This window comes from Dehalobacter sp. (genome assembly GCA_023667845.1).
Lineage (GTDB): Bacteria > Bacillota > Desulfitobacteriia > Desulfitobacteriales > Syntrophobotulaceae > Dehalobacter.
In genome coordinates this window covers 23,735-44,514 of record JAMPIU010000144.1, presented here as the reverse complement: position 1 = coordinate 44,514, position 20,780 = coordinate 23,735, and the positions used below count along the sequence as shown (strand labels likewise).

Below are 20,780 nucleotides of genomic sequence, written 5' to 3'. Positions count from 1 at the left end.
CTCATTAAATTATCTGGCCTTATCTCAGCATTTCAAAGCGCTCACTTGGACAATTGCGGTCATATTCATCAATAAATATGTTAGCGAGCATGGTAATCAGATTAATGGCTCCCTGGTAGCCAACGATCGGCTGGCGGTGCAGGTGAACGCGGTCCGTCATGAAGTAGCCGATACGGGCCAACGGCACCTTGGCATCTTTGGCGATTTGTTTGCCATGCGTATCCCCGATCAGCATATCGACCGGATCGGTCAGCAATAAGGAACGCATATGCCAAAGGTCTTTGCCGCTGTATACTTTCCCTTCCGCGCCGTACTGGCTGGTTGCCAGCAGGGCCTCCATTTCTTTGGTAAACGCGTCATTGCCGTTGCTGCAAACAATATGAACCGGCATTCCGCCAATTTCCATCAAGAAGCCGACAAGTCCAAGCAACAGATCCGGGTCCCCATAAAGTGCAAATCTTTTGCCGTGAATATACTGATGCGCATCGACGGCCGCGTCAACCGCCCGTCCCCGTTCCGCCTCCAGTTCAGCCGGAATGGCTTTCCCGGTCATCTGCTGCAGCGTCATCAGGAAAGCATCGGTGTTCTGTACACCAATCGGCATGGTAACGGTCTCCGTCGCAATCTTCTGGACGTTTTTCACAAACTTTTGCGTCCCTGTCGTTGAATATTTTTGCAGGAATAAGAAACCTGAGGCATTCAGCGCATCAGCAAGTTCTGCCATGGTCGTGCCGGGCTGGTACATATTGTATTCTCCGGTATTGGGTGAATCCAATGTTTCAGTCGGATCCGGCAGCATGGTCATATAGATTCCCATGGCTTTAATCATCCGCTTGTATTCTCTTAAATTCCCGGCGTAAAGGTCAAAACCGGGGACCACGTAGAGCCGTCCATTGGTCCATTTACCATTGCGGGTATCCGCCAGGGAATTGAGCAAACCTTTCAGCATATTGTCATATCCGGTGATATGGGAACCGACAAAGCTGGGCGTATTGGCATAAGCGATCGGAAAATCTTCCGGGACCGCTCCCTGCGTTCTGGCATTGATGATAAAGGATTTCATATCATCCCCGATAACCTCCGCCATACAACTTGAAAACATGCCAATGATGGAGGGTTTATAAGTGGCGTAGGCATTTTTGAGTCCTTCAATTAGGTTTGCCTGACCCCCGAATACCGCGGCATCTTCCGTCATTGAATCCGAGACCATCGCAATCGGTTCTCTGACATGACGCGTCAAGGCAGAGCGGAAGTATGCCGCGCATCCCTGCGACCCGTGTAAAAAAGGCAGACACCCCTCAATTCCTAACGCGCAGAGCATCGCGCCGTATGGCTGGCAGGTCCGCGCCGGGTTAATGACCAAAGCCTCCCTGGCAAAGTTCTTTTCCTTGTATTCTTCAGTTGCCATCCAATCTAATACGGCCTGAGTATCTCCCGCGGGGGCACATGATGTCGTGCAAGTGGTTGCACAGTTACTTGTTGGGCATGATTCAGCTTTGCTCATTTTTTACACCTCCTTCGCTTTGTTCCACGGTGCTTTGGTTAAGGACCGGGTCGGACTGTTCACAGCCATATCCATATCACGTGCAAAGATCGGGAATCCATCATAACCATGGTAAGGTCCTGAATAGTCCCAGGAATGCATTTGACGGAACGGTACACCCATTTTTTCAAAAACATATTTTTCTTTAATACCGGAACCAACCAGATCCGGTCGTATTCTCCTGACGAACTCATCCAGTTCATGTTCTGTCGCATCATCGTAGATCACGGTTTCATTGGTCATCTCCGGGAAAGTGCGGTCATAGTCGTCCTTATGGGCAAATTCATAGCCTGTGCCGACGACTTCCATTCCCAGGTCTTCGTAGGCGCCGATGGTGTGGCGGGGGCGCAGCCCTCCGACATACAACATAACCTTTTTGCCTTCCAGGCGCGGCCGGTACGTATCAATGACCTTCTGCATCATCGGCTGATACTTGGCGATGACCTCTTCTCCTTTTTTCTGGATTGTCTCATCAAACATCGCCGCAATTTCCCGGATGGATTCGGCAATTTTGGTCGGTCCGAAGAAATTGAATTCTATCCAGGGTATCCCATACGTTTCTTCCATATGGCGGCAGATATAGTTCATACTGCGGTAACAGTGTATAAGATTCAACTTTACTTGATGCGCAGCCATCATGCCTTCCGTCGTACCGTCGCCCGTCCAGACATTCTTAACGGTAAGCCCCATTTCCTCGAGAATTTTCTTGGATGCCCAGGCATCACCGCCAATATTATAGTCGCCGATTAGGGAAACATCATAAGGGCCGACTTCCTCGGGACGTTCCCGCTTGCCGAGCAAGTAATCCCTGACGGCATCGTTGGCAATATGGTGGCCCAGAGACTGACTGATGCCGCGGAAACCCTCGCAGCGGACCGGAACAATCGGCAGATCCAACTCTTTGGCTGATTTCTTGGCAACGCTTTCAATATCGTCGCCGATGAGACCGACAGGACATTCAGAACAGATGGAAATACCCTGAACTGTCGGAAATAATTCTTTGGCCTCTTTCATGACTTGGGCCAACTTTTTGTCCCCGCCATAAACGATGTTGCTTTCAGAAAAGTCCGAGGAAAACATCATCGGCGAAAAAGTTTCCACCCCGACAACCCCTTGCGTCAGGTTGCGCCGCATCCCCCAGGAATAATAACCGCAGCCGATCGGGCCGTGGGAAATATGAATCATGTCTCTGATCGGTCCCCATACAACGCCTTTAGCCCCGGCATAAGCACAGCCGCGGGCTGTCATCAGCCCCGGAATGCATTTGACATTGGACTTGATAGCGCAGGAACATCCTTCTTCTTTGATAGCAATGTGTTTGGCTCTAAGCTTTTGCGCCTTTTCAGGATATACCGCTAAAACTTCTTCGAGCATAGCAGCGTTTGGTCTTTCTCCCACCGCGATCACCTCCGCTTTATCTTAATTAATTGATAACGTTTATTCATCTGCCTTCATCTTCCTGATGATTTCATCCTTATTCTCATCATTCTGTCGTTCAAATCAGATGCTTCTCCAACTCCGGCTACGGCCTTATCCCAGTTTTGCTGCCGCTGTTTCTTCGTCTTCGATAATTCCAAACTCCATGAGCAGCTCTTCCAATTCATCCATCGTCAAAGGCGTCGGGACTACCAGATTCTTGTTCTCGTCGATTTTTTTGGCTAAAGCCCTGTATTCATCTGCCTGCGGATGCTTATCGTTATATTGGATGACTGTTTGGCGGCGAAGCTCCGCCCTCTGAACCTCATTATCCCGCGGAACAAAATGAATCAGTTGCGTACCCAGGCGTTTTGCTAAGGCATCAATCAGTTCATATTCCTTGTCGGTGTTACGGCTGTTACAGATGAGTCCTCCCAAGCGGACGCCGCCGGAAGTGGCATATTTCAAAATCCCTTTGGAAATGTTATTGGCCGCGTACATCGCCATCATCTCGCCGGAACAAACAATGTAGATTTCCTGGGCCTTATTTTCCCTGATCGGCATCGCAAATCCGCCGCAAACAACGTCGCCCAAAACGTCATAAAAAACGTAATCCAACTCAGGTGTATAGGCTCCATTCTCTTCAAGAAAATTAATCGCCGTGATAACACCGCGTCCTGCACAGCCGACGCCAGGTTCAGGGCCGCCGGATTCAGCGCAGCGTACATCTCCGTATCCCCTATAGAGAATATCATCAAGTTCAATGTCTTCAACCGATCCCTTGTCTCTGGCCATATCCATAACGGTGGTCTGCGCTTTAATATTTAAGATGAGTCTTGTCGAGTCCGCTTTGGGATCGCAGCCGACAATCATAATTTTCTTTCCCATTTCGGCTAAGGCTGCCACCGTATTTTGCGTGGTAGTGGACTTGCCAATACCCCCTTTTCCGTAAATCGCTATCTGACGCATAATCATTTCTCCTCTCTTCTTTATAAAATCCTGGCCGGTGCCAGCCGTTTGAGTCAGACATTCTTGTACTGATATCATTTTTTCAGGGTACATCAATTTCAGGTGCTTCTTAGGAAACTGCTCTCGGGCCGTTCTCTCCGGTTCTTACTCTGATTACTTCTTCTAACGGACAAACAAATATTTTTCCGTCCCCGATATTTCCAGTCTGATTGGCTTTAATTAAGGCTTTTACTGCGCTTTCTGCTTCGTCATCCTGAACGACCAGGTGCAGCATCCGTTTTGGTATCCACTTCATTACCGCATCCGGCATCGGGGTTTCGTATTTAAGCAGCGGATTTAGCAACGGATCGACCTCTGCGGCCCAGCCTCCTACTCCTTTCTGTTTCCCGTGCCCTTCAACACTTTGAATCGTAAGCGCATTAAAGCCGGCTTCCTCCAAAGCTTTTTTGGAAGAAGGCACCTGATGTCTTCTTATGATGGCTATGATCTCTTTCATCTGCTATCACTCCTTTACAGTGCCTCTTCGCCGGTACGTACTGTGTATGCCGTTTCAACAGCGGATATAAATATTTTCCCGTCACCAATGTTACCTGTTTTGCCATTTTCCAGGATCACTTCAATTGTTTTCTCCAACTCCTCGTCGGATACAACAATCATCAGCATTACTTTGGGAAACTCATCGTAGATAATATCTCCTACCTGCAAACCTTTGGTTTTTCCACGGCCAAATACATGCATTTTTGTCATGGATACAATCCCAATTCCCGCTAATTTTTCAGCAATGCTTTCACTTTTCTCTGGTCTGACAATCGCTCTGACCATTTTCATTTGGAACCCCCTCCTTCTATGAATGTTTTTTTATAAAACAAAAGGCGCTTCTGCTCCGGGTAAGTCCCCGTCCAAAAGCGCCTTTGCTTTAACCAACATGAATAATAATTTAAAAACCCTAGCTGTACTCTAAAAGGCAAAAAAATACTTTCCCCCTTTTATTATTAAGAGGGAAAGCGCCGTTGCTTATAGTTCTTTAATAACCATGCCATTACTATAAAAAAACCGTTAGGTAAAGTCAATAAGAATGCAAATTGTATTACGTATAATTTACAGGATACATAATAATATATATTGACAATATGTTCAGATCGATTATGATTATCCTATCAATTCTACAAATTTCAAATATTATGAGGAAAATTATTTATGTTTAAACTAAAATTGATATTAAGAGACAAAATTTTTGTAATTGCATTAATATATGTCCTTTTTTTAACAATTCTAATATATATGAACCTATCTGTCGTTCCAAACGAAGCATCAGCAGATCAATTTTCAGGAAAACATCCGGCCTTATTACGATTAGAGGATGTAGGTCCCGGGGAAGAATATACAAGCCAGGAAAACCTTGATAAACTGATTGTATTAGCAGATTATCTTCAGCAAGAGGGGATACCGTTTGAAGTCTCCTTAATTCCCAGGATGGTTGTGCCCGGCAGGAACTATGATGTTGCCATTACCGATAATACAGAATATGCCCAAAAATTCGTCTCTACCATTAAAAGCCTGGAAGAAAGAGGCGGTATCATCGGGGTTCACGGCTATACCCATCAGAGCGGGAACAGCAATAGCGTGTCAGGGTATGAATTTTACAGCTCGGCAAAAAATCCCGACGTACCCAATACATACGCGTATGCCAAAGAGCGGGCTGAAAAAGCGATCGCGCTGTTTGATCAAGCAGGGATTTATCCGGCTTACTGGGAGACCCCGCATTACAGCGCTTCGCCCCAGCAACTGCTCGCTTTTCAAGAACAGATCGGTTTGATCTATGAAAACAATTATTACTATCCTGAGGCCTGGAAAAGCAATAACGTCGTAAATCAGCATAGAGAATATTATTGCGGCCTTGATGTTGTACCTGCTCCTTTAGGGCATTTAAATTCCCCGGAGCGGCTTGCCGCTATGCTGGCTGTCTTAGATGATCCGGCAAAAAGCGGGACACTGGCATCCTTATACATCCATCCTACCTATGAGTTTCAGTTTATAAAAAAAGTCCAACAAAAAAACGGAGAAGTTCAGTATATTTATGATAAGAATTCTCTATTGCACCAGCTTGTAAAGGAACTAAAAAAGAGAGACTACGCTTTTGTCTCGATCTACTCATTAGTAGGTTTTGTGCCTGCCCAAAGGGCTGAGAATATTCAGTTCGATCCGAGAGATGAAATCTTTGTGGGTCAGTTCGTACCGCATGCTTCGGGGAAAACTCTGCTGATATGGAACAAGCGGACAAATCAATGGCGCATGTCCCAATATACGGCTTCCTGGTATGCCCCCAGAGACACAAACGCATTTCAAGACTTAGGTGTCTGGCTAAAGGACTTAACACTGGAAAAAGGAACTATTCCACTAGCCGGGTATTTTAAGAACAAGGACAGAGAGGATCTCTTGTTGTTTAATGCTGCCTCCGGTAATTTAATTTTAGCAGTAAACAACGGGAATAAATTTGTTCCTTATCATTTGAAGTGGCAGGCTTTAAATCAATTGCAGACAGTCCGTCCTCTGGCCGGTGACCTTAATCATGATGGTCTCACAGACCTATTTCTCTATGACAAAGAACATGGCAGAATTGGTTCGGCAATTAATCAAGGCGGCTTTTTTACAGATATTACCTGGCAAGGCTTTAACCTGCTTAAAGCTAAGAACCTGAAACTTGCAGCAGGAGATTTTAATGGCGATGGAAACAGCGAACTTTTTGTAATGGATCATGATACCAAGCAGTCGAAGATGCTGGCCGGACGAAAAGCAAGCAGATTCTCTCTTGCCGCTGAAACCTGGAACAATCCATTTTACTTCAAACCGGATTCTCAGCTATTTGCAGCAGATATTAACGGTGACGGCAAGGACGATTTACTGGTACACGGCTCTGACGGTTTTTGGCAAAGCTATATCTCCGACGGTAGTAAATTCGTCGCTGACAGACCGTTTGGCCCATGGGGACCCAGGAACGAAGATGCTCTTGCTGCGGATATTAATGGTGACCATCGGTCTGACCTAATTATGATCGATCATAACACCGGGTATTCCAACCTTAATACCGCTATTTCAGTTTCAGGCAGATAAAGTGATTCCGGGTGATATTAAAAATAGTCTCCGGCATCTCCGGCAGAAAAAATCCGAATAGAAAAGCCTTGTAATCCGTATTCTGACAGCTTACAAGGCTTTATGACAAGGTTAAGCAAAAATTCTGTAATTTGTCATTTAAGATAAAAAGTTCATGCGGGTTTAGCTGTAATTCAGCAGCGCCTAATTAGATCCAGCCTTATTAATAAATGATAGAACTTCAGAACCAATTTGTAAGTTGTTGTTTCGTAACTGTTGCAAGCTTGTTTGAAGTTGCTGCTTAGCCGTGAGCTTTTGCGGATCATTGCTCGATAAATCTAAATATACTAAAGCCTGTAGTCCCGCTTGCCCTTCTTCACCCAGTTTTACTGCCCATGGGCTAATTTCTGCCAAAAGCTGTTGGTTGGTTATTGTCTTCTTAAGATTATCGGGCAAAGCACTCAGTAATTGTAATTCTTTACGAAGTTCTGATTCACTAGGTCCATGCTGCCCTGATTGGTATTCTTGCCAAAAAGCGCCGGCTAATTTGGAAAACCCGGTATTGTCACTCGTATCAAGCGTACTTTGGCTTGAATATTGACAGAATTTACGGAAGGCCAATGCATCACCTATGCCAGACATGCTCTGGAGCGCTTCGTCCCAGGCTTGAAGCGGCTGGTATGCGCTGGGATTGTACAGATATTGAGAAACAGTATAAAGTGCGATTTTTGACGCTTCGGGTTGAAGCATGGGATTTGCTAACATGCCACTCGTGTATGCCGACAAATCCTCCGAACGATTGATCAATGGTCCCATAAATAGTTGTGGCGCTTTCTTTACCACATAGGTATAGTCGTTGACCGGATAATTGTCCCAGATAAGAGGTTTTCTACCCAAAAGCCGCCGTACTTGGTCAGCTTCACTACTTGTAATGGATTTGTTTAAAACCCAAGACCCTGTCCAGATCACCTGTATAGAGGGATCCAGATGTGACCGTATTGTAGCCCAATAGGCGCTGTCCTTAAGACCGTAGTAGTCTGTGGGAGCAAGCCAAAGCCTGAAACTTGAATCTTTTACAGTCTCATCCTTAAGCAATTTATTTGCTAAATCGATATGAGCCTTAGGATAATCAGAACCATACACTTGTTGGTCAGAACTCTTCAAGTAGTGTTGAACATCGTCAAATGAAAGCATAAAGGTGTGAACTCCAATCGAACGCAACTGATCAATTTTGCTTTCAAGCAGTTGTACATCGGCTTTAGATGTAAAGGTAATGGAATTGGCAACCTTTGCTGAAGTCAATGTTTCACCGGGCAGCGGTGATGGGATACCAGGAGAAATGGAATAAACAAAGTTAACTCCATTTGCTTTTGCGCTTTGCACCAAACTCTTCATCTGCTGTAGTTGTCCAATTGGGTAGAGGTCTACCCAATTGGTCCGCTGGTAAGGGTCATCCTTGGGAGCATAGACATACGTGTTAAAATGGTGTTGGCCAATAAAGGTAAGCATGTTTATTCTTTGCGCCATAGTCCAGGGAGTTCCGTAGAACCCTTCGATAACTCCGCGGATAGCAAAACTGTCTGTAGGTGGAGTTTGTTCATTGTCCGCTCCTGGCTGTTGATAAGGTGCCGTGGTATCATTCCGGTGGTTTTGTGTTTGATCCTGGCCATTGGTTTGGGTTTGTGAGCGTGTTGTCCAACCAAATAGGTAATCTTTAATAGGCGTATTATGATAGGCGATGGCTGTAATGCCTAACCCAAATAGAAGCACTGTTAAAGAAAGCAAAACAATTTTCTTCTTCATGGCCAGTCTCCTTTAATATTACTTTATAGGTAAATTTTCTCACTGGTATTGTTTATTTTATATTTTATCCCAACTTTGGAATCTTATAAATGATGTACATACAATATTGAAAAGTCCCGCATTACTGGAATTTCTTTTTGATCATATTATTGTTCTTAATTATAGATGCTCCAATCAATCCTATTTTCTACTGTTTACGAGAAAATATGATTCCACTACCTCAAAATACAGATATGCCATTACTATTGTCCTCCTGATTGTCTGTCACTTTGTCAATCTACTTAACAATACCTAAAGATATTTATACGTATTTACAAGGTTTATCATGGTTATCCAACTCTTATAATAAAAAAACCTGTAAATCCGCCAATATTGAGGATTACAAGTTTCAAAGAAGTACTTTTTATTTCATTAACTCTTCGTATTTTTTTGATCCCACTGCCATCTGCGGGATGCTATATCCCAACTAAGCTCATTTATGCAGCCATAAGGCTGACTTATTTTGAATAGTTCCTTCAAAGGAAAATCGAAAAGTTTACTTAATATCACCCTATTTACTCCGGCATGGCTGATAATGAGGGTATTCCCTGTATTATTTTGGGCGATGAATTCAAAGGCAGGTATAACCCTTTTTTGCAACTGTTCAAAGCTTTCTCCTCCCGGTGGAATAAATTCATCAATACTTACTCCCCTTTTTTCGTACAATTCGCGAAAATGGTCCTTTATATAATCGATTGTCTGGTTTTCCCATTCCCCCATATTGATTTCCTTCAAGTCATCAAGTATGACTTTTTGAGTATTACTACCCTCAAGAAGGATCTCCGCCGTCTGCAGACATCTTTTTAACGGACTGGTATAAGCCTTTTCAATCTCTATCCTTGAGAAATACTCCTGAAGCCTTGTAGCTTGTCTAATGCCGGCATTACTTAGGGGCAAATCAGTTATCCCTATATACCGTTTTTCACTGCCATAATCAATTTGTCCATGTCTAACCAGGAATATTTTTTTATCCATAGTTAAAACCTCTGCCTGTCACTGCCTCAATTTTTTTTATTATTTTATAAGCGGCATCCCTTCTATTTTCTATCTTTCTCAATACTTCAGGGTTATCTTGATATTTATTTAGGGACTGCTTGAATCTTTCCTCAATAGATATTACTTTATCTTCTCTAACAAGTTTATCGGCGAGATATAGGATTTCACTTTCTGTGATTCTCCCTTGACCATCTACTTCAATATCGGTATGACTGCCTATGATAGAACCTACCTTCCCATACCCAATCTCTTGCAAAATCTTTCCTCCTACCCGGGCATGGTTTTCTTCCTTTTTGGCAATATCATGGAGCATCGCCGCGGCCTTCAAGGCACATTCATTAAGCTCGTATCCTGCGTTATTCAAACTGCGAGAAATTTCAACAGACACCTCTGAAACTTTCCTGCAATGTCTTATAATGTTTTCCGGTACTTTATATATATCCAAAATGCTGGAACACTCTTCCCCATCGGGTGCACCGGCATTAAAATATCCAAGCAGTTTTTCATAGTCTTCTTTTGTATCCATATCCATAAGTACTGTCTTGTCAAATACGTGTACATAAATTGAATCAGAAGAATATTCTTTTAAAATTTTCTTCAGCCCGCCTTCCCCGTTACTCCTTAAAATCACCTCTCGGTACTTACAGTGTATCAGCGGGGGATGTCCCACCCTGCCGCAAAAATCAGGGTAGATGATACCTTTACCGCCTTCCAGATACTTTTTTTTCAGTAGCTCGATCGTATGCTTCTTTACAAGAGGAATATCCACCGGCTGCATAAAAAAAGCTGAAACACGCGTATCCAAAGCTTTAACTCCCTTTATGACCGAAGTAAACATTCCTTCCGAATAGTTTTCGTTTTGCAGGCATGTCGCACCTGACTCCCTCAGCTTTTCTGCGACTTCACTTCCTTTGTAACCGGTTACAACGATGATATTATCTATGCCACAGCCTTTATATGTATCAATAAGCATTTCGATTGCTGATTTTTTCCCAAATTTCAGAAACGGCTTAAAACTCCCCATTCTTGAGGAGTAGCCGCCGGCAGCAATAATAGCTGCTATGCTGGTATTTTTCATATTCCAGCTCCCCTATAATCGATAATCTTTCTTTTTACCATACTGTTGATTATTTTTTCCGGTATGCTGTGAGGACTGACAATAAGAGTAAAATTCATTTTGCACCCAAGCTTTTCATCCAGTAAGGTTTGAATACTCTGCTCGATATCCTTTTTGATCGATTTACTTTCTGATCTTATTTCAATTTTGAGAAGGTTTTCATCCGTAATACAGGCTTTATAATCCAAAACTTCTTTAAATTTCAATATTGTTTCATCCAATTCTCTCAAAAATAAAAACTTATTCTCGCCGATGGTGACCTTATTATCCATTCTCCCCAAAACTTTTTTCATTGTTTTTAAAAAAGTTCCGCAGTCACAGGGGGGTGAAGAGAAGGAAGCCATATCACCTGTCCGGTATCTTATTAAAGGCATTGCATTCCTCGTAAGGGTTGTAAACACCACTTCTCCTAATTGTCCGTCCTGGACTGCTTCGCCTGTATCAGGGTTTACAATCTCAAAATACAAATCTGCCTCCCTCATATGATACCCATCCAGGGCTTCGCATTCCACACCTCCACCATAACCCATCTCTGTCATTCCATAATGGGTAAAGATCTTGCACCCATATTGATGTGTCAATTCGTGAATTAAAACATCCGGAACATAATCTGTGCTTAAAAGGACTTTCTTGATTCTGCTTTTAAATACATCACCTTTCAACTTGCTTAAGTGGGATACCTGCATCGGAATTCCAACAAGACAAGTGATATCATTTTCTATGATTTTTTTGGCCGTTTGTTCGGGATCAACCATAACGCCGTGGATAAAGCATGGCACTTTGGACATTTCCAGCGCTCTTTTCAGCAAGTCCCCTATACTGCCGTAGGTATTGCCTGGAAGAAGCACCATAACCCTGTCGTTTTGATCTATTAAACAACTCATTCCAACTTTAAAAAAATCAACGGTAAGGTTTAAATCCTGTTCTGAAAAGTAGATTCTTTTTTCTTCTCCGCTTGTTCCTGAACTCTTTATTGAAACTATTCTTACTATCTCTTTCTGAGGTAGGCACAAGAAGTCCAACGAATTTTGCCTTATGTGATAGGGATGTGTAAAGGGAATGTTTTTAATATCATCAAGAGTATTAATTTTATCTTCAGTAATATTGCTTAGTCTTTGGCCGTAAAACCGGCCATTTTTCTTAACATAATACAAGGTCTCTCTTACCTTGTTCAGCTGGTACTCCTCCAGCATCTTCGAATTCCTTTCCTTAATGTCGGATTTCCCAACAATCCAGTCTTCAAGCGGTGTCACCCTCATGATTAACTCCTTATCATTTTACCAGTATCCAGGTTTAATCCCTGCTTCCGAATTCAAAATCATGATCCCTCCGTATTTCTTGTGCCTTTACCCATTGCCAAATCCACAATTCGGGTATCTGCAATCTTTACAGCCTAAACATAATCCTCCGTGAGCAAACCTGATAACATCTCTTCTTTCAATTCTTTCTCCCGCCGCCAATCTCGGAATCACAAGGTCAAAAATTGTTCTTTTGTTATACATCACGCATGCCGGTAGCCCTAATACAGGAATATTCTTTATATATGAAAGCAGGAACATAGCTCCCGGCATCGTGGGGGCGCCATATGACAATATTTGCGCTCCGGCCTTTTTGACTCCGGTTGGGGTCACATCATCAGGGTCAACTGACATCCCTCCTGTAACCAGAACAATATCAGCTCCCGCTTTTATTAATGCCTTGATAGATTCTGCTATCATATTGGGATCATCTTTGGAAAAAATCTGTTTGATCACTTCAGATCCCAATTCTCTAAACTTCTCAACGAAGACCGGGCCGGATTTATCTGGAATTCTTTTATAATATAATTCGTTCCCGGTTGTCACAAGACCGGCTTTTAATTTAAGTAAAGGCATTACCTGAATAACCGGATTATTCTCCGAACAAATCTTTTCCATGGATATTATTTTTTTTTCTCCTATTGTTAAAGGTATTATTTTTGCACCGGCGACAACCGTATTGACATCAACTAACCTGTTAGAATGAAGTGTCGAAAGAACAATTCCTTCCATAGAATTAATCTCGAATAATGCCCCTTCATTTACTTTAAGAAGTCCCTTACATTTTGCCAAAAGGTTTACTTTCCCCTCGTTTGGTTCAGTAAGCCCTATTCCCTGGCCCGCCGCTGCTCTTGCTATCCTGCCGGCGGCTTCATCTTCATGAATTTCGCCGTCTCTATTCTCTAGAACAAATATGTGTTCTTTTCCCATGTCTAATAAATGGGGAATATCTTCTTTTTTTATGATATGCCCTTTTTTAAACGCAGCGCCTTTATATTTGCCCGGAATGATTTCCGTCATATCATGAACGAGTACCATACCAACAGCGTTTTCTACAGGTATCATCTTCATGTTTTATCCCCCTAATTTACTTTATAATTTTGTCTCCTGTTACACCCAAAATACATCCTTCATCATCGGTTAATATAAATAAGAATTCTTTCACAAATATGAAATTAGTTTATTAGAGCTCGACCCTAGCCAATAGTTCTCAAGAATTCCTTCATAAAAGATATTTAGAGTACTGAGCAGGAAGCGCCTGGTCTTACACAGCGGATGGATATTTATTACAATCGCCGAAGGTCTCCTTCAACATTGCATACTAACGTATTTGAGATAGCTGCCCCGGCTTGCGATAAAGCGCTTCTCCTTGAATATTTGTTAGATTATATGCGCAGAAGGGAATAATCCTCCCATCCGGACTGAACACATGCAGACTGCATTCCTGCAGTCGTTCGAGGTCCAAGGTCCAGCAGTCCTGAAAGGCCATTCCGGTAATCGTAAACCCGTGGGTGCGAATCCTGGAAAGAAAATGATCCATATCTTCCATACCGAGATTCGTAGCTGTTTGACGGCAGCTGTTTTCGTTTTCATTTCTCGTCCACCGTCGAGCCACAAAATTTCTATTTAATTCCACCGCTGAATGCCGGCCCGGTTTGCTGCAACAGGATGCCGGCTCACTTTTCTTGCTCAAAGGATGGATGCTGCCATCGGGAGACAAGACAAAATCTCCATGAAAGCCGCAGCGCGCGTGGTCACAACCCGATGGTCTGAAGTTTTCGGCTTTGAAGAGGCCATTTGTCTGTATCTCAATATTCCTTATAACCTCAGGCAATGTGATTCTCTGTTCGTCCAGCGGGGCTGCCGGGTATCTTCCGAAATAGCTCACCGGCTGAAAATGAATGCCTCTGACTGCGGGGATTCTCGCTAAGGCAAACTGAACGATCTCTCCGATATTGTCTGCATTTACCCCCGGCACTACCGTAGGTACGAGTACAATACCCAGATTATTTTTCCCGCAGTTATCAATGGCGCTTGCTTTAACCGCCATAAGATTGCGGCCTCTGAGCTGTCGGTAGATTTCATTCCTCGTCCCGTCAAATTGCATAAAAACAGCTGACAAGCCTGCTGCCTTAAGCTCTTTGACGTATTCCGGCTCCAGCCCTAAACGAAGTCCGTTGGTGTTTAACTGGATATAAGGAAAGCCCATCTCTCTGGCCAGGCTGATGATTTCCGGGAGATCTTTGCGTACCGTCGGTTCCCCCCCCGAAAGGTGTATAAACGGTTTGCCCAGAACGACAAGCCTTTCCAGCCACGCTTTGATCGTCTCAAAGGATGGATCCGTACAAGACACCCCACTGCCGGCGAAACAGAAATTACAATTCAAATTGCACCTCTCGGTCACTTCCAGCAAAACGCAACAGGTTTGCTGTTGATGCTGCGCACACAGACCGCAATCGTAAGGACAACCCTGATTTACTTCCGTCAGGCACACCTGGGGATGAGCACAGGCTCTCTCTTTAGTCCAGGCGCTATAACTCAGCTCACCGCTGCCGCGCCAAACAGCCGTTGAAAAATCCCCATGAAGACGACAGGTCTTTTTCAGATAAATTCCCCCGCCGTCTAGAATATACCTTGCAGGTATTTTTTCCAAACATACCGGACAAACACTTTCAGTCACTTGGAGTACGTTTTCTGGTTGATTCATTAAGATACCTCCATTATGTTCCCGGTGGTAATTGAATCTTTGGGAGACTCGAGGCCCTGTTTTTAGAGCACACCTATTTTATGGACTGTCTCGAAAGATTAACAAGTTTTTCCGATGCGGCAGTAATCTCACCAAGAGTAGAACTAACCTCACTAGTTGAAGCAACATGCCTAGTTGCTATGTCAGCAATGTTATCTATTTTGCTTACAATATTCTCAATGGATTGCTTTATCTCTTTGATAGTCTCAACAGCCTCTTTAGCAGATTTACTACTTATTAAAGACAGTTTCTTCACTTCTTCGGCAACGACTGAAAAACCTCTGCCTTTATCTCCTGCATGTGCCGCCTCAATCGCGGCATTAATCGCCAGTAGATTCGACTGAGATGCAATATCCTGTATAGAACTGATAAGAGAGTTCGTTTTCGTTATTTTAATCTCAGAAGACTTGGTATCTTTATTAACATTGTCAATTGTTTCAGATAATTCATTGAAAGCCTTCGCAATTTCCTGGATACTTGCGTTAACTTCCTGAATTGCAGAATATAAACTTTCTGCCGACTGATCAATTTGACTTTGTGATTCTAAGTCTCTTCCTATGTTAATAGCGCCGATAACCTTCCCGTTTTCATCATGTATTGGAGTAATGATTACCTTAAACAAACAGCCGGAGCTTTCCGGGAAAAAAACCAATTGTTTGTTTTCTGCAATAACCTTATGGATCGGATGATTTTGATCACCAGCATAACTGGCTCCTTCGGAGAACTTCAGATCAAATTTTTTACTAGGCACATATTTCAGAATTTCTTTCGTATCCCCCAGAACAACACTAAAATCTTCATCCATGATTTCTTGAAGAGAAGGAATAATTTTCAGATACATCTCAAGTATATTTTCCATATTAATGCTCCTTACAAATTTAAAAAAAATTTGTGGTTAAGCGGCCTATAGTGACCTTAGCGGTTTACCTTTTTAGCAATAGATAAAAAATATCCAAGCTTCCATTGCTTAATTTGTTCCCTTGTAATATTTTGATCTTTAGCAACTGGCAAGATACAATACCACAAGTTGTCAAGCGAGCCAAACTTAATAATACTGTCAACAACCATTTGATAAAGCCAGGCTGATTTATCCTGCCATAACTCAACCTCAAAATTATGGGCTTCCAGTTTTGCCAGTAAGGTCTCCTTAGTACTTGCACCCGTGTAGTAGGAATGAATCGAATCTATTCCTTCTGTGGAAACCGGCTTATTTTTAAAATAGAGATCGCTGATGATCAGCCTGCCTGAATCGCTTAAAACCCGATAACACTCCGACAGTACAAGGTCAATATCCTCCATTAAAGACAAACTGCACTCCATCAGTAACCCATCAATCTCGCCGTCACTGACAGGCAGATCTTCAGCTCTTCCCTGCAGGACAGGTAAACCCGGATACGCCTTTTGACCCTTTTCAATCATTACTTGAGAACAGTCGATACCCAGAACATTCATCCCGTAATTTTCAATCAAATACCTGACCGTAGCTCCCGAACCACAACCGACATCCAAAATATTGGCCCCTCTTGGAAATCCGCAAAATGAAACCGCTTCTTTGGTTATTTCAAACCCTCCCGGCCTCATGGTTTCGCCTGTAAGTTCCTTCAATGTTTCCTTTTCGTAACTATTTAAAGGGCCTGTCTCTTTGTCCATATCTCCATCTCCTTATTTAAGACAAAGATTCAATTAAGACCTGCATCTTGCCGCCGCAGACCATTCCTTCATCTTCCGCTATTGTTCCTGTCAGATCAATATTCTGGATTTTATATCCCCCGTTTAGCGCGATATCAATCGCAGTTTGTATAACTGCACCTTCACTGCATCCACCGCCTATACTTCCTAAGATTTTCCCATCAGGCCAGACCAGCATCTTTGCCCCGGCTTTCCTTGGTACGGAACCTTTAGCGGAGATTACTGTTACAATCGCTCTTCTCTCATTTTTTCCCCGGCTTATTTCTTCAAGGACATCACGGTCAAATTCTGTCCAACTGATTTTAGCTGATTCTCTTCCCATTCCCGGGTTCTCCAGTCTGCGGTAACTAACAACTTGCGCCAGAATAGAGAGGGCGATTTCTTGAGGCGTTATTGCGCCAATTTCCAGTCCAATCGGAGCGTTTACTTTTTCCAATACTTCCCGTGGGCAGCCTTCACTTAACAGCTGTTCTTTTAAGCTTTTTACCCGTCTCCGGGAACCTATCATTCCGGCATAGGCCCATTTTCTTTGCGCTACGGCTTTTAAACATTGCGCATCATGCCGGTGACCTCTGGTAACGATGACCACATAGGTATAAGCATTAAAACTAAGCAATTCAAAACACCTGTCAAAACTTTCACAAATTACCCTTGCTGCATCCGGAAATCGTTCCTTATTGGCAAAAGAAAGACGGTCATCAACCACGGTCACAGAAAATCCCAGCTTTGCAGCCATCTCTGTCAAAGGTTTCGCAATATGCCCCCCTCCGAAAACATACAAGCACGGCTGCGGGAAAAAAGGTTCAATAATCGCAATTTTTCCTTCAGGACTTTCAATGATTTGCAGCTCCCCGTTTAACAAAGACTGCTGCATAGAAGGATAAAGACCGCTTTGCTGCAAACAATCTTCGGTAAAATATTCTTTTTTGCAATAGCCTTGATTATTTCCAGAATATTCCGCCGGGACCTTTTCCAGCTCTGTAACCATTACAGCCTTTGCCCCTGCATTCAACTCATCTAATAATTTTTGATAGATGTTCATGGTGGTCCCCCTTATCACTCATGAAATTATTAGTTAAAATGGATTGAAATCTAATATCCCTCATTTTCTTGAGAATATTGTTCTTCGATAAAACCATTATCTTTAAGGATTTCCTGAACTTTCATATAAGTTTCGATAACCATGTTCGGACAGCGCAGCATGCGGTTCCAGGGATCGTCATTTACGATAATCCCACAATCAATCCCGCCATAAGCATTGCCATATTTCTCTTCAAACCAAGTAACAAGATCTGAGATCATGTCCTCTAGTTCGCTATTTTTCTGCTCCTCGAGTTCCCCTCTTCCGGCATATAACCCCAGCAAACAGGCTGATCCCGTTAATACGCCGCAGACTTTTCCGCAATTACCCAAACCATTGGCCAGACCTGCCATTGCTCTGACTAAATCCGGATTTTTTTTGCCCTGATGTTCAAGTCCTAAAATCAAAAGTATTTGACTGCACTGAAACCCCTGGGCGCGAAGCTGAGCGATGCGTTCTGCTACATTTGCCACGGCTTTCTCCCCCTTTTATCCGACGACGATATCATTGTTATTTGTCTTCCAGTTGGATCTCAACTTCCGCCATTTTGCCTTTGGCCAACTCTTCGGAAACATACAGTTGACCGCAAATCGGGCATCGGGGCAAATCAACTTGAAATTGGTGCTTTAAGTAGATGAACGAGGTTTTTAACGGTACAAGCATTACATTGCATTTTGCGCAGATTAATTCGTCATCCTTCATTTATTACTCTCCTCGATTTTCATGCGATGCGTGTAGACCTGCTTTAGTTTAAATCCTGATTCATTTTTTTCATAAGTTACCCAAAAAGTTATTACGCCCTGGAATAAATGGCCCGTAAACTCCCCTGTCTTTACATTTTGCACTTTAGTCCCTGTTCTTTCGCAATATTCAATTACTGAGTAAACGTCCTCTTCCAGAATTAATTCATTATTCATCTTATTTTTTAATTCAGATGGAATCTCAATGAAGAAACCCTTCTCAATAATATCTGTTTCCGCGATAATCTCTCTCCCTGTCAGCGTATTAACCAGTTTAGCCCTGTTTCGTCTGCGTTGAGACAGATCCGGTGCCGGTCGCGCGGGTGAACCGGTGTCAAAGAATATATCCAAGATGTGGCTGCATTCTTTACCTGCTGCGGCAAACGTGTCACGGCAGTTTGAGCAGTAGGTTGCATAAATATTATCATTATCCTGAATCCGATTATTGGCGATATTTCTGACATGTTCGGGATTTGCAATCTGAATATGCCCTCCAAAGCTGCAGCAACGTGCTTCTTTCCCATGATAGGATAATTCTTCGATCTTATAACCGGCATCATGAAGCAGCTTTCGGATACTCTCCTGCATAAGACTGTCATATCTGCTGGCGCAAGGATCATACACCGCTATAACCTTGTTTCCTCCCAGTTCCTTCCACTGGGGACGGGCATGTCGAACCATTACATCGTATAAAGAAATAATTTTGATTTGTGGTATGTAACGCTTAAATGTTTTCAGGCAAGTGGGGCAAGCCATGATAAAAGTAGGTTCTCCCTGACTTTTCCATTCCTGCAGGATGTTATTCTGAACTTTGTTCCTCAGTTCCCCATCCCCTGCCCAATCGGCGGGCACACCGCAGCAGCCGACCAGCAGTGAAGTGTCTGCGCATATTTCTTTAAGAAAATTATAGCCTGCAATGACACTGCCAGGATTAGATGCTCCAAGTTGACAACCAGGGAAGAAAAGATACCTGCAGTTTTCCTCCGCCTTAGGAAGAACCACGGCATAGGCTTGATCCGAATTGGCAAATTCCATATCCCGCAGCCAGAAATCATGGTAGGCTGCAGGCAAGGCGCCGTCTTCAAAAAGGTAATGCCTGGCTTGAAGCAAACATTCCGCCACATCAACATTCTCGGGACAAACAGTTTCACACAGCCCACATTGGTTGCAGGTATTAACCAATCTGTTGGCCACTTTTTCAGGCATTTTGTCGCCTGGATTTAATGTTGAAACCACATCAATCGTGATGCGTTTCGGATTTTTCTTAAACCTCTGCATTAATTCGCAGCTGTCTTTACACAAGGCGCAATCGCATTTGGTACATCGTTTGGCTTCGGCAACAGCTTGTTCCTTAAACTTTTCACCATGCGTCTTCTCCGGGGGGTTTACAGGCATTCCTGTCAATTTGCTAAAATTGGGATTGATTGATTTTTTCTCCCCGTTCTGAGCCACACCGTTCATAAGGCCGACTTTCAAATACTTTTCTATGGATTGGGAAGCCCGGATCCCGTGTTCTATCGCTTCAACAAGCGTGACGCCCATTATACTCCCGCCCATAAAAATGCCTTGTTTTTTCGTCCCTAACGAGTTGAGATCCAATCCCTCTTGAAGTCCGAAGGTACTTCCGTCCGAGCCGGTTGCAATATATACGGCATCCGCCTGAATTTCGGCAAGATCCTTTATTTCTTTAGACAATACCAGATTATAGGCAACATGCTTGAATTCTTGTTCAAATTCCTGCAGGTAGATACTCTTAGGCAACCGTTCAGCCAGTTCTCCGCCCGGAGCATCTTTTTTTTCGTAAACTGTTACATTATAACGCTTGCTGGCCAGCTTGAGGGCACACGCCAAACCGCTGAGTCCCGCACCGATGATGGCAACGCTCTTATTTTTTTCAGGAACATTATAGTCAACTGGTTCTCTGTCCTTCGTGAATTCCACGCAAGCCTGTTCGATATACTGCAAATCGACTGCCGTGTCGGCTGAATTGCGTATGCATACGTTCTTACATGGCTGATGGCATATCATGCTCACTATACGCGGAAACAAGGCTTGATTCCGGAACAAACGGTAAGCGGCAGTAAAATTCTCCTTTTGCACCCTGTCGATAACGGCGCCAACATCCACTTTGAGCGGACATTCACATACACAAGGCGGGCATTCTCCTTGAAAGCATTTCTCTGTATAATGTTCAAAAGCTTCAATATCCATAGAACATACCTCTTAAGTTTTTCGACTGTTGTGGAATACAGG

General features: G+C 43.3%; 18 protein-coding genes. 1 reads left to right on the top strand and 17 read right to left on the bottom strand.

The genetic code is table 11. The annotated features are described in order from the left end of the window. Positions 1 to 19: 19 nt before the first annotated feature. The 5 genes from nifK to NC238_13200 form a co-directional block, all read right to left on the bottom strand. A complete protein-coding gene (gene nifK, locus NC238_13220) occupies positions 20 to 1,504 on the bottom strand; it encodes a nitrogenase molybdenum-iron protein subunit beta (protein ID MCM1566868.1) in 1,485 nt (494 codons plus the stop codon). Between the two features lie 3 nt (positions 1,505 to 1,507). Next, positions 1,508 to 2,917 carry a nitrogenase molybdenum-iron protein alpha chain gene (gene nifD / locus NC238_13215; GenBank protein ID MCM1566867.1) on the bottom strand — a complete coding sequence of 470 codons (1,410 nt, stop codon included), beginning with the start codon at positions 2,915 to 2,917 and terminating at the stop codon, positions 1,508 to 1,510. Between the two features lie 156 nt (positions 2,918 to 3,073). Continuing rightward, the gene (gene nifH, locus NC238_13210; GenBank protein MCM1566866.1) at positions 3,074 to 3,928 is read right to left on the bottom strand and encodes a nitrogenase iron protein; all 855 of its coding nucleotides are present in this window, start codon (positions 3,926 to 3,928) and stop codon (positions 3,074 to 3,076) included. Positions 3,929 to 4,037: 109 nt separating this feature from the next. Beyond that, a complete protein-coding gene (locus tag NC238_13205) occupies positions 4,038 to 4,424 on the bottom strand; it encodes a P-II family nitrogen regulator (GenBank protein ID MCM1566865.1) in 387 nt (128 codons plus the stop codon). Between the two features lie 14 nt (positions 4,425 to 4,438). Further along, the gene (locus NC238_13200) at positions 4,439 to 4,756 is read right to left on the bottom strand and encodes a P-II family nitrogen regulator (GenBank protein MCM1566864.1); all 318 of its coding nucleotides are present in this window, start codon (positions 4,754 to 4,756) and stop codon (positions 4,439 to 4,441) included. A 453-nt stretch (positions 4,757 to 5,209) separates the two neighbouring features. Between NC238_13200 and NC238_13195 the strand changes: the two genes are divergently transcribed. Further along, entirely contained in the window at positions 5,210 to 7,039 is a 1,830-nt protein-coding gene (locus NC238_13195; protein ID MCM1566863.1) for a DUF2334 domain-containing protein, read from the top strand. Positions 7,040 to 7,222: 183 nt separating this feature from the next. Here NC238_13195 and NC238_13190 read toward each other — a convergent pair whose 3' ends face one another. The 12 genes from NC238_13190 to NC238_13135 form a co-directional block, all read right to left on the bottom strand. Further along, positions 7,223 to 8,821 carry a protein O-GlcNAcase gene (locus tag NC238_13190; protein MCM1566862.1) on the bottom strand — a complete coding sequence of 533 codons (1,599 nt, stop codon included), beginning with the start codon at positions 8,819 to 8,821 and terminating at the stop codon, positions 7,223 to 7,225. Positions 8,822 to 9,232: 411 nt separating this feature from the next. Next, a complete protein-coding gene (locus NC238_13185) occupies positions 9,233 to 9,835 on the bottom strand; it encodes a histidine phosphatase family protein (GenBank protein ID MCM1566861.1) in 603 nt (200 codons plus the stop codon). Continuing rightward, the gene (locus tag NC238_13180; protein ID MCM1566860.1) at positions 9,828 to 10,934 is read right to left on the bottom strand and encodes an NTP transferase domain-containing protein; all 1,107 of its coding nucleotides are present in this window, start codon (positions 10,932 to 10,934) and stop codon (positions 9,828 to 9,830) included. Before NC238_13180 ends, NC238_13185 begins: the two co-directional genes overlap by 8 nt. After that, positions 10,931 to 12,127, bottom strand: a complete 1,197-nt coding sequence (locus NC238_13175; protein ID MCM1566859.1) for an AMP-binding protein — start codon at positions 12,125 to 12,127, stop codon at positions 10,931 to 10,933. The genes NC238_13180 and NC238_13175 overlap by 4 nt, the downstream gene beginning before the upstream one ends. A gap of 192 nt (positions 12,128 to 12,319) precedes the next feature. Continuing rightward, positions 12,320 to 13,342, bottom strand: coding sequence for a molybdopterin-binding protein (locus NC238_13170; GenBank protein ID MCM1566858.1), 1,023 nt, complete (start codon positions 13,340 to 13,342; stop codon positions 12,320 to 12,322). A 250-nt stretch (positions 13,343 to 13,592) separates the two neighbouring features. Next, on the bottom strand, positions 13,593 to 14,978 hold the full coding sequence (locus tag NC238_13165) for a radical SAM protein (protein MCM1566857.1): 1,386 nt from the start codon (positions 14,976 to 14,978) through the stop codon (positions 13,593 to 13,595). A gap of 73 nt (positions 14,979 to 15,051) precedes the next feature. Then, positions 15,052 to 15,876, bottom strand: coding sequence for a methyl-accepting chemotaxis protein (locus NC238_13160; GenBank protein MCM1566856.1), 825 nt, complete (start codon positions 15,874 to 15,876; stop codon positions 15,052 to 15,054). A gap of 56 nt (positions 15,877 to 15,932) precedes the next feature. Continuing rightward, positions 15,933 to 16,667 carry a class I SAM-dependent methyltransferase gene (locus NC238_13155; protein MCM1566855.1) on the bottom strand — a complete coding sequence of 245 codons (735 nt, stop codon included), beginning with the start codon at positions 16,665 to 16,667 and terminating at the stop codon, positions 15,933 to 15,935. Positions 16,668 to 16,683: 16 nt separating this feature from the next. Further along, on the bottom strand, positions 16,684 to 17,748 hold the full coding sequence (locus NC238_13150; protein ID MCM1566854.1) for an XdhC family protein: 1,065 nt from the start codon (positions 17,746 to 17,748) through the stop codon (positions 16,684 to 16,686). A gap of 50 nt (positions 17,749 to 17,798) precedes the next feature. Next, the gene (locus NC238_13145) at positions 17,799 to 18,260 is read right to left on the bottom strand and encodes a C-GCAxxG-C-C family protein (GenBank protein ID MCM1566853.1); all 462 of its coding nucleotides are present in this window, start codon (positions 18,258 to 18,260) and stop codon (positions 17,799 to 17,801) included. Between the two features lie 37 nt (positions 18,261 to 18,297). Further along, entirely contained in the window at positions 18,298 to 18,489 is a 192-nt protein-coding gene (locus NC238_13140) for a hypothetical protein (GenBank protein ID MCM1566852.1), read from the bottom strand. Next, on the bottom strand, positions 18,486 to 20,738 hold the full coding sequence (locus tag NC238_13135; GenBank protein MCM1566851.1) for an FAD-dependent oxidoreductase: 2,253 nt from the start codon (positions 20,736 to 20,738) through the stop codon (positions 18,486 to 18,488). The genes NC238_13140 and NC238_13135 overlap by 4 nt, the downstream gene beginning before the upstream one ends. Between the last annotated feature and the right edge of the window lie 42 nt (positions 20,739 to 20,780).

Bases quoted from the DNA above. Each gene is read 5' to 3' on its own strand.
- NC238_13160 (MCM1566856.1), bottom strand. From the start codon at position 15,876: ATGGAAAATATACTTGAGATGTATCTGAAAATTATTCCTTCTCTTCAA.
- NC238_13205 (MCM1566865.1), bottom strand. From the start codon at position 4,424: ATGAAAGAGATCATAGCCATCATAAGAAGACATCAGGTGCCTTCTTCC.
- NC238_13135 (MCM1566851.1), bottom strand. From the start codon at position 20,738: ATGGATATTGAAGCTTTTGAACATTATACAGAGAAATGCTTTCAAGGA.
- NC238_13180 (MCM1566860.1), bottom strand. From the start codon at position 10,934: ATGAAAAATACCAGCATAGCAGCTATTATTGCTGCCGGCGGCTACTCC.
- NC238_13195 (MCM1566863.1), top strand. From the start codon at position 5,210: ATGAACCTATCTGTCGTTCCAAACGAAGCATCAGCAGATCAATTTTCA.
- NC238_13155 (MCM1566855.1), bottom strand. From the start codon at position 16,667: ATGGACAAAGAGACAGGCCCTTTAAATAGTTACGAAAAGGAAACATTG.
- NC238_13165 (MCM1566857.1), bottom strand. From the start codon at position 14,978: ATGAATCAACCAGAAAACGTACTCCAAGTGACTGAAAGTGTTTGTCCG.
- nifD (MCM1566867.1), bottom strand. From the start codon at position 2,917: ATGCTCGAAGAAGTTTTAGCGGTATATCCTGAAAAGGCGCAAAAGCTT.
- NC238_13190 (MCM1566862.1), bottom strand. From the start codon at position 8,821: ATGAAGAAGAAAATTGTTTTGCTTTCTTTAACAGTGCTTCTATTTGGG.
- NC238_13200 (MCM1566864.1), bottom strand. From the start codon at position 4,756: ATGAAAATGGTCAGAGCGATTGTCAGACCAGAGAAAAGTGAAAGCATT.
- NC238_13170 (MCM1566858.1), bottom strand. From the start codon at position 13,342: ATGAAGATGATACCTGTAGAAAACGCTGTTGGTATGGTACTCGTTCAT.
- NC238_13140 (MCM1566852.1), bottom strand. From the start codon at position 18,489: ATGAAGGATGACGAATTAATCTGCGCAAAATGCAATGTAATGCTTGTA.
- nifH (MCM1566866.1), bottom strand. From the start codon at position 3,928: ATGCGTCAGATAGCGATTTACGGAAAAGGGGGTATTGGCAAGTCCACT.
- NC238_13185 (MCM1566861.1), bottom strand. From the start codon at position 9,835: ATGGATAAAAAAATATTCCTGGTTAGACATGGACAAATTGATTATGGC.
- nifK (MCM1566868.1), bottom strand. From the start codon at position 1,504: ATGAGCAAAGCTGAATCATGCCCAACAAGTAACTGTGCAACCACTTGC.
- NC238_13150 (MCM1566854.1), bottom strand. From the start codon at position 17,748: ATGAACATCTATCAAAAATTATTAGATGAGTTGAATGCAGGGGCAAAG.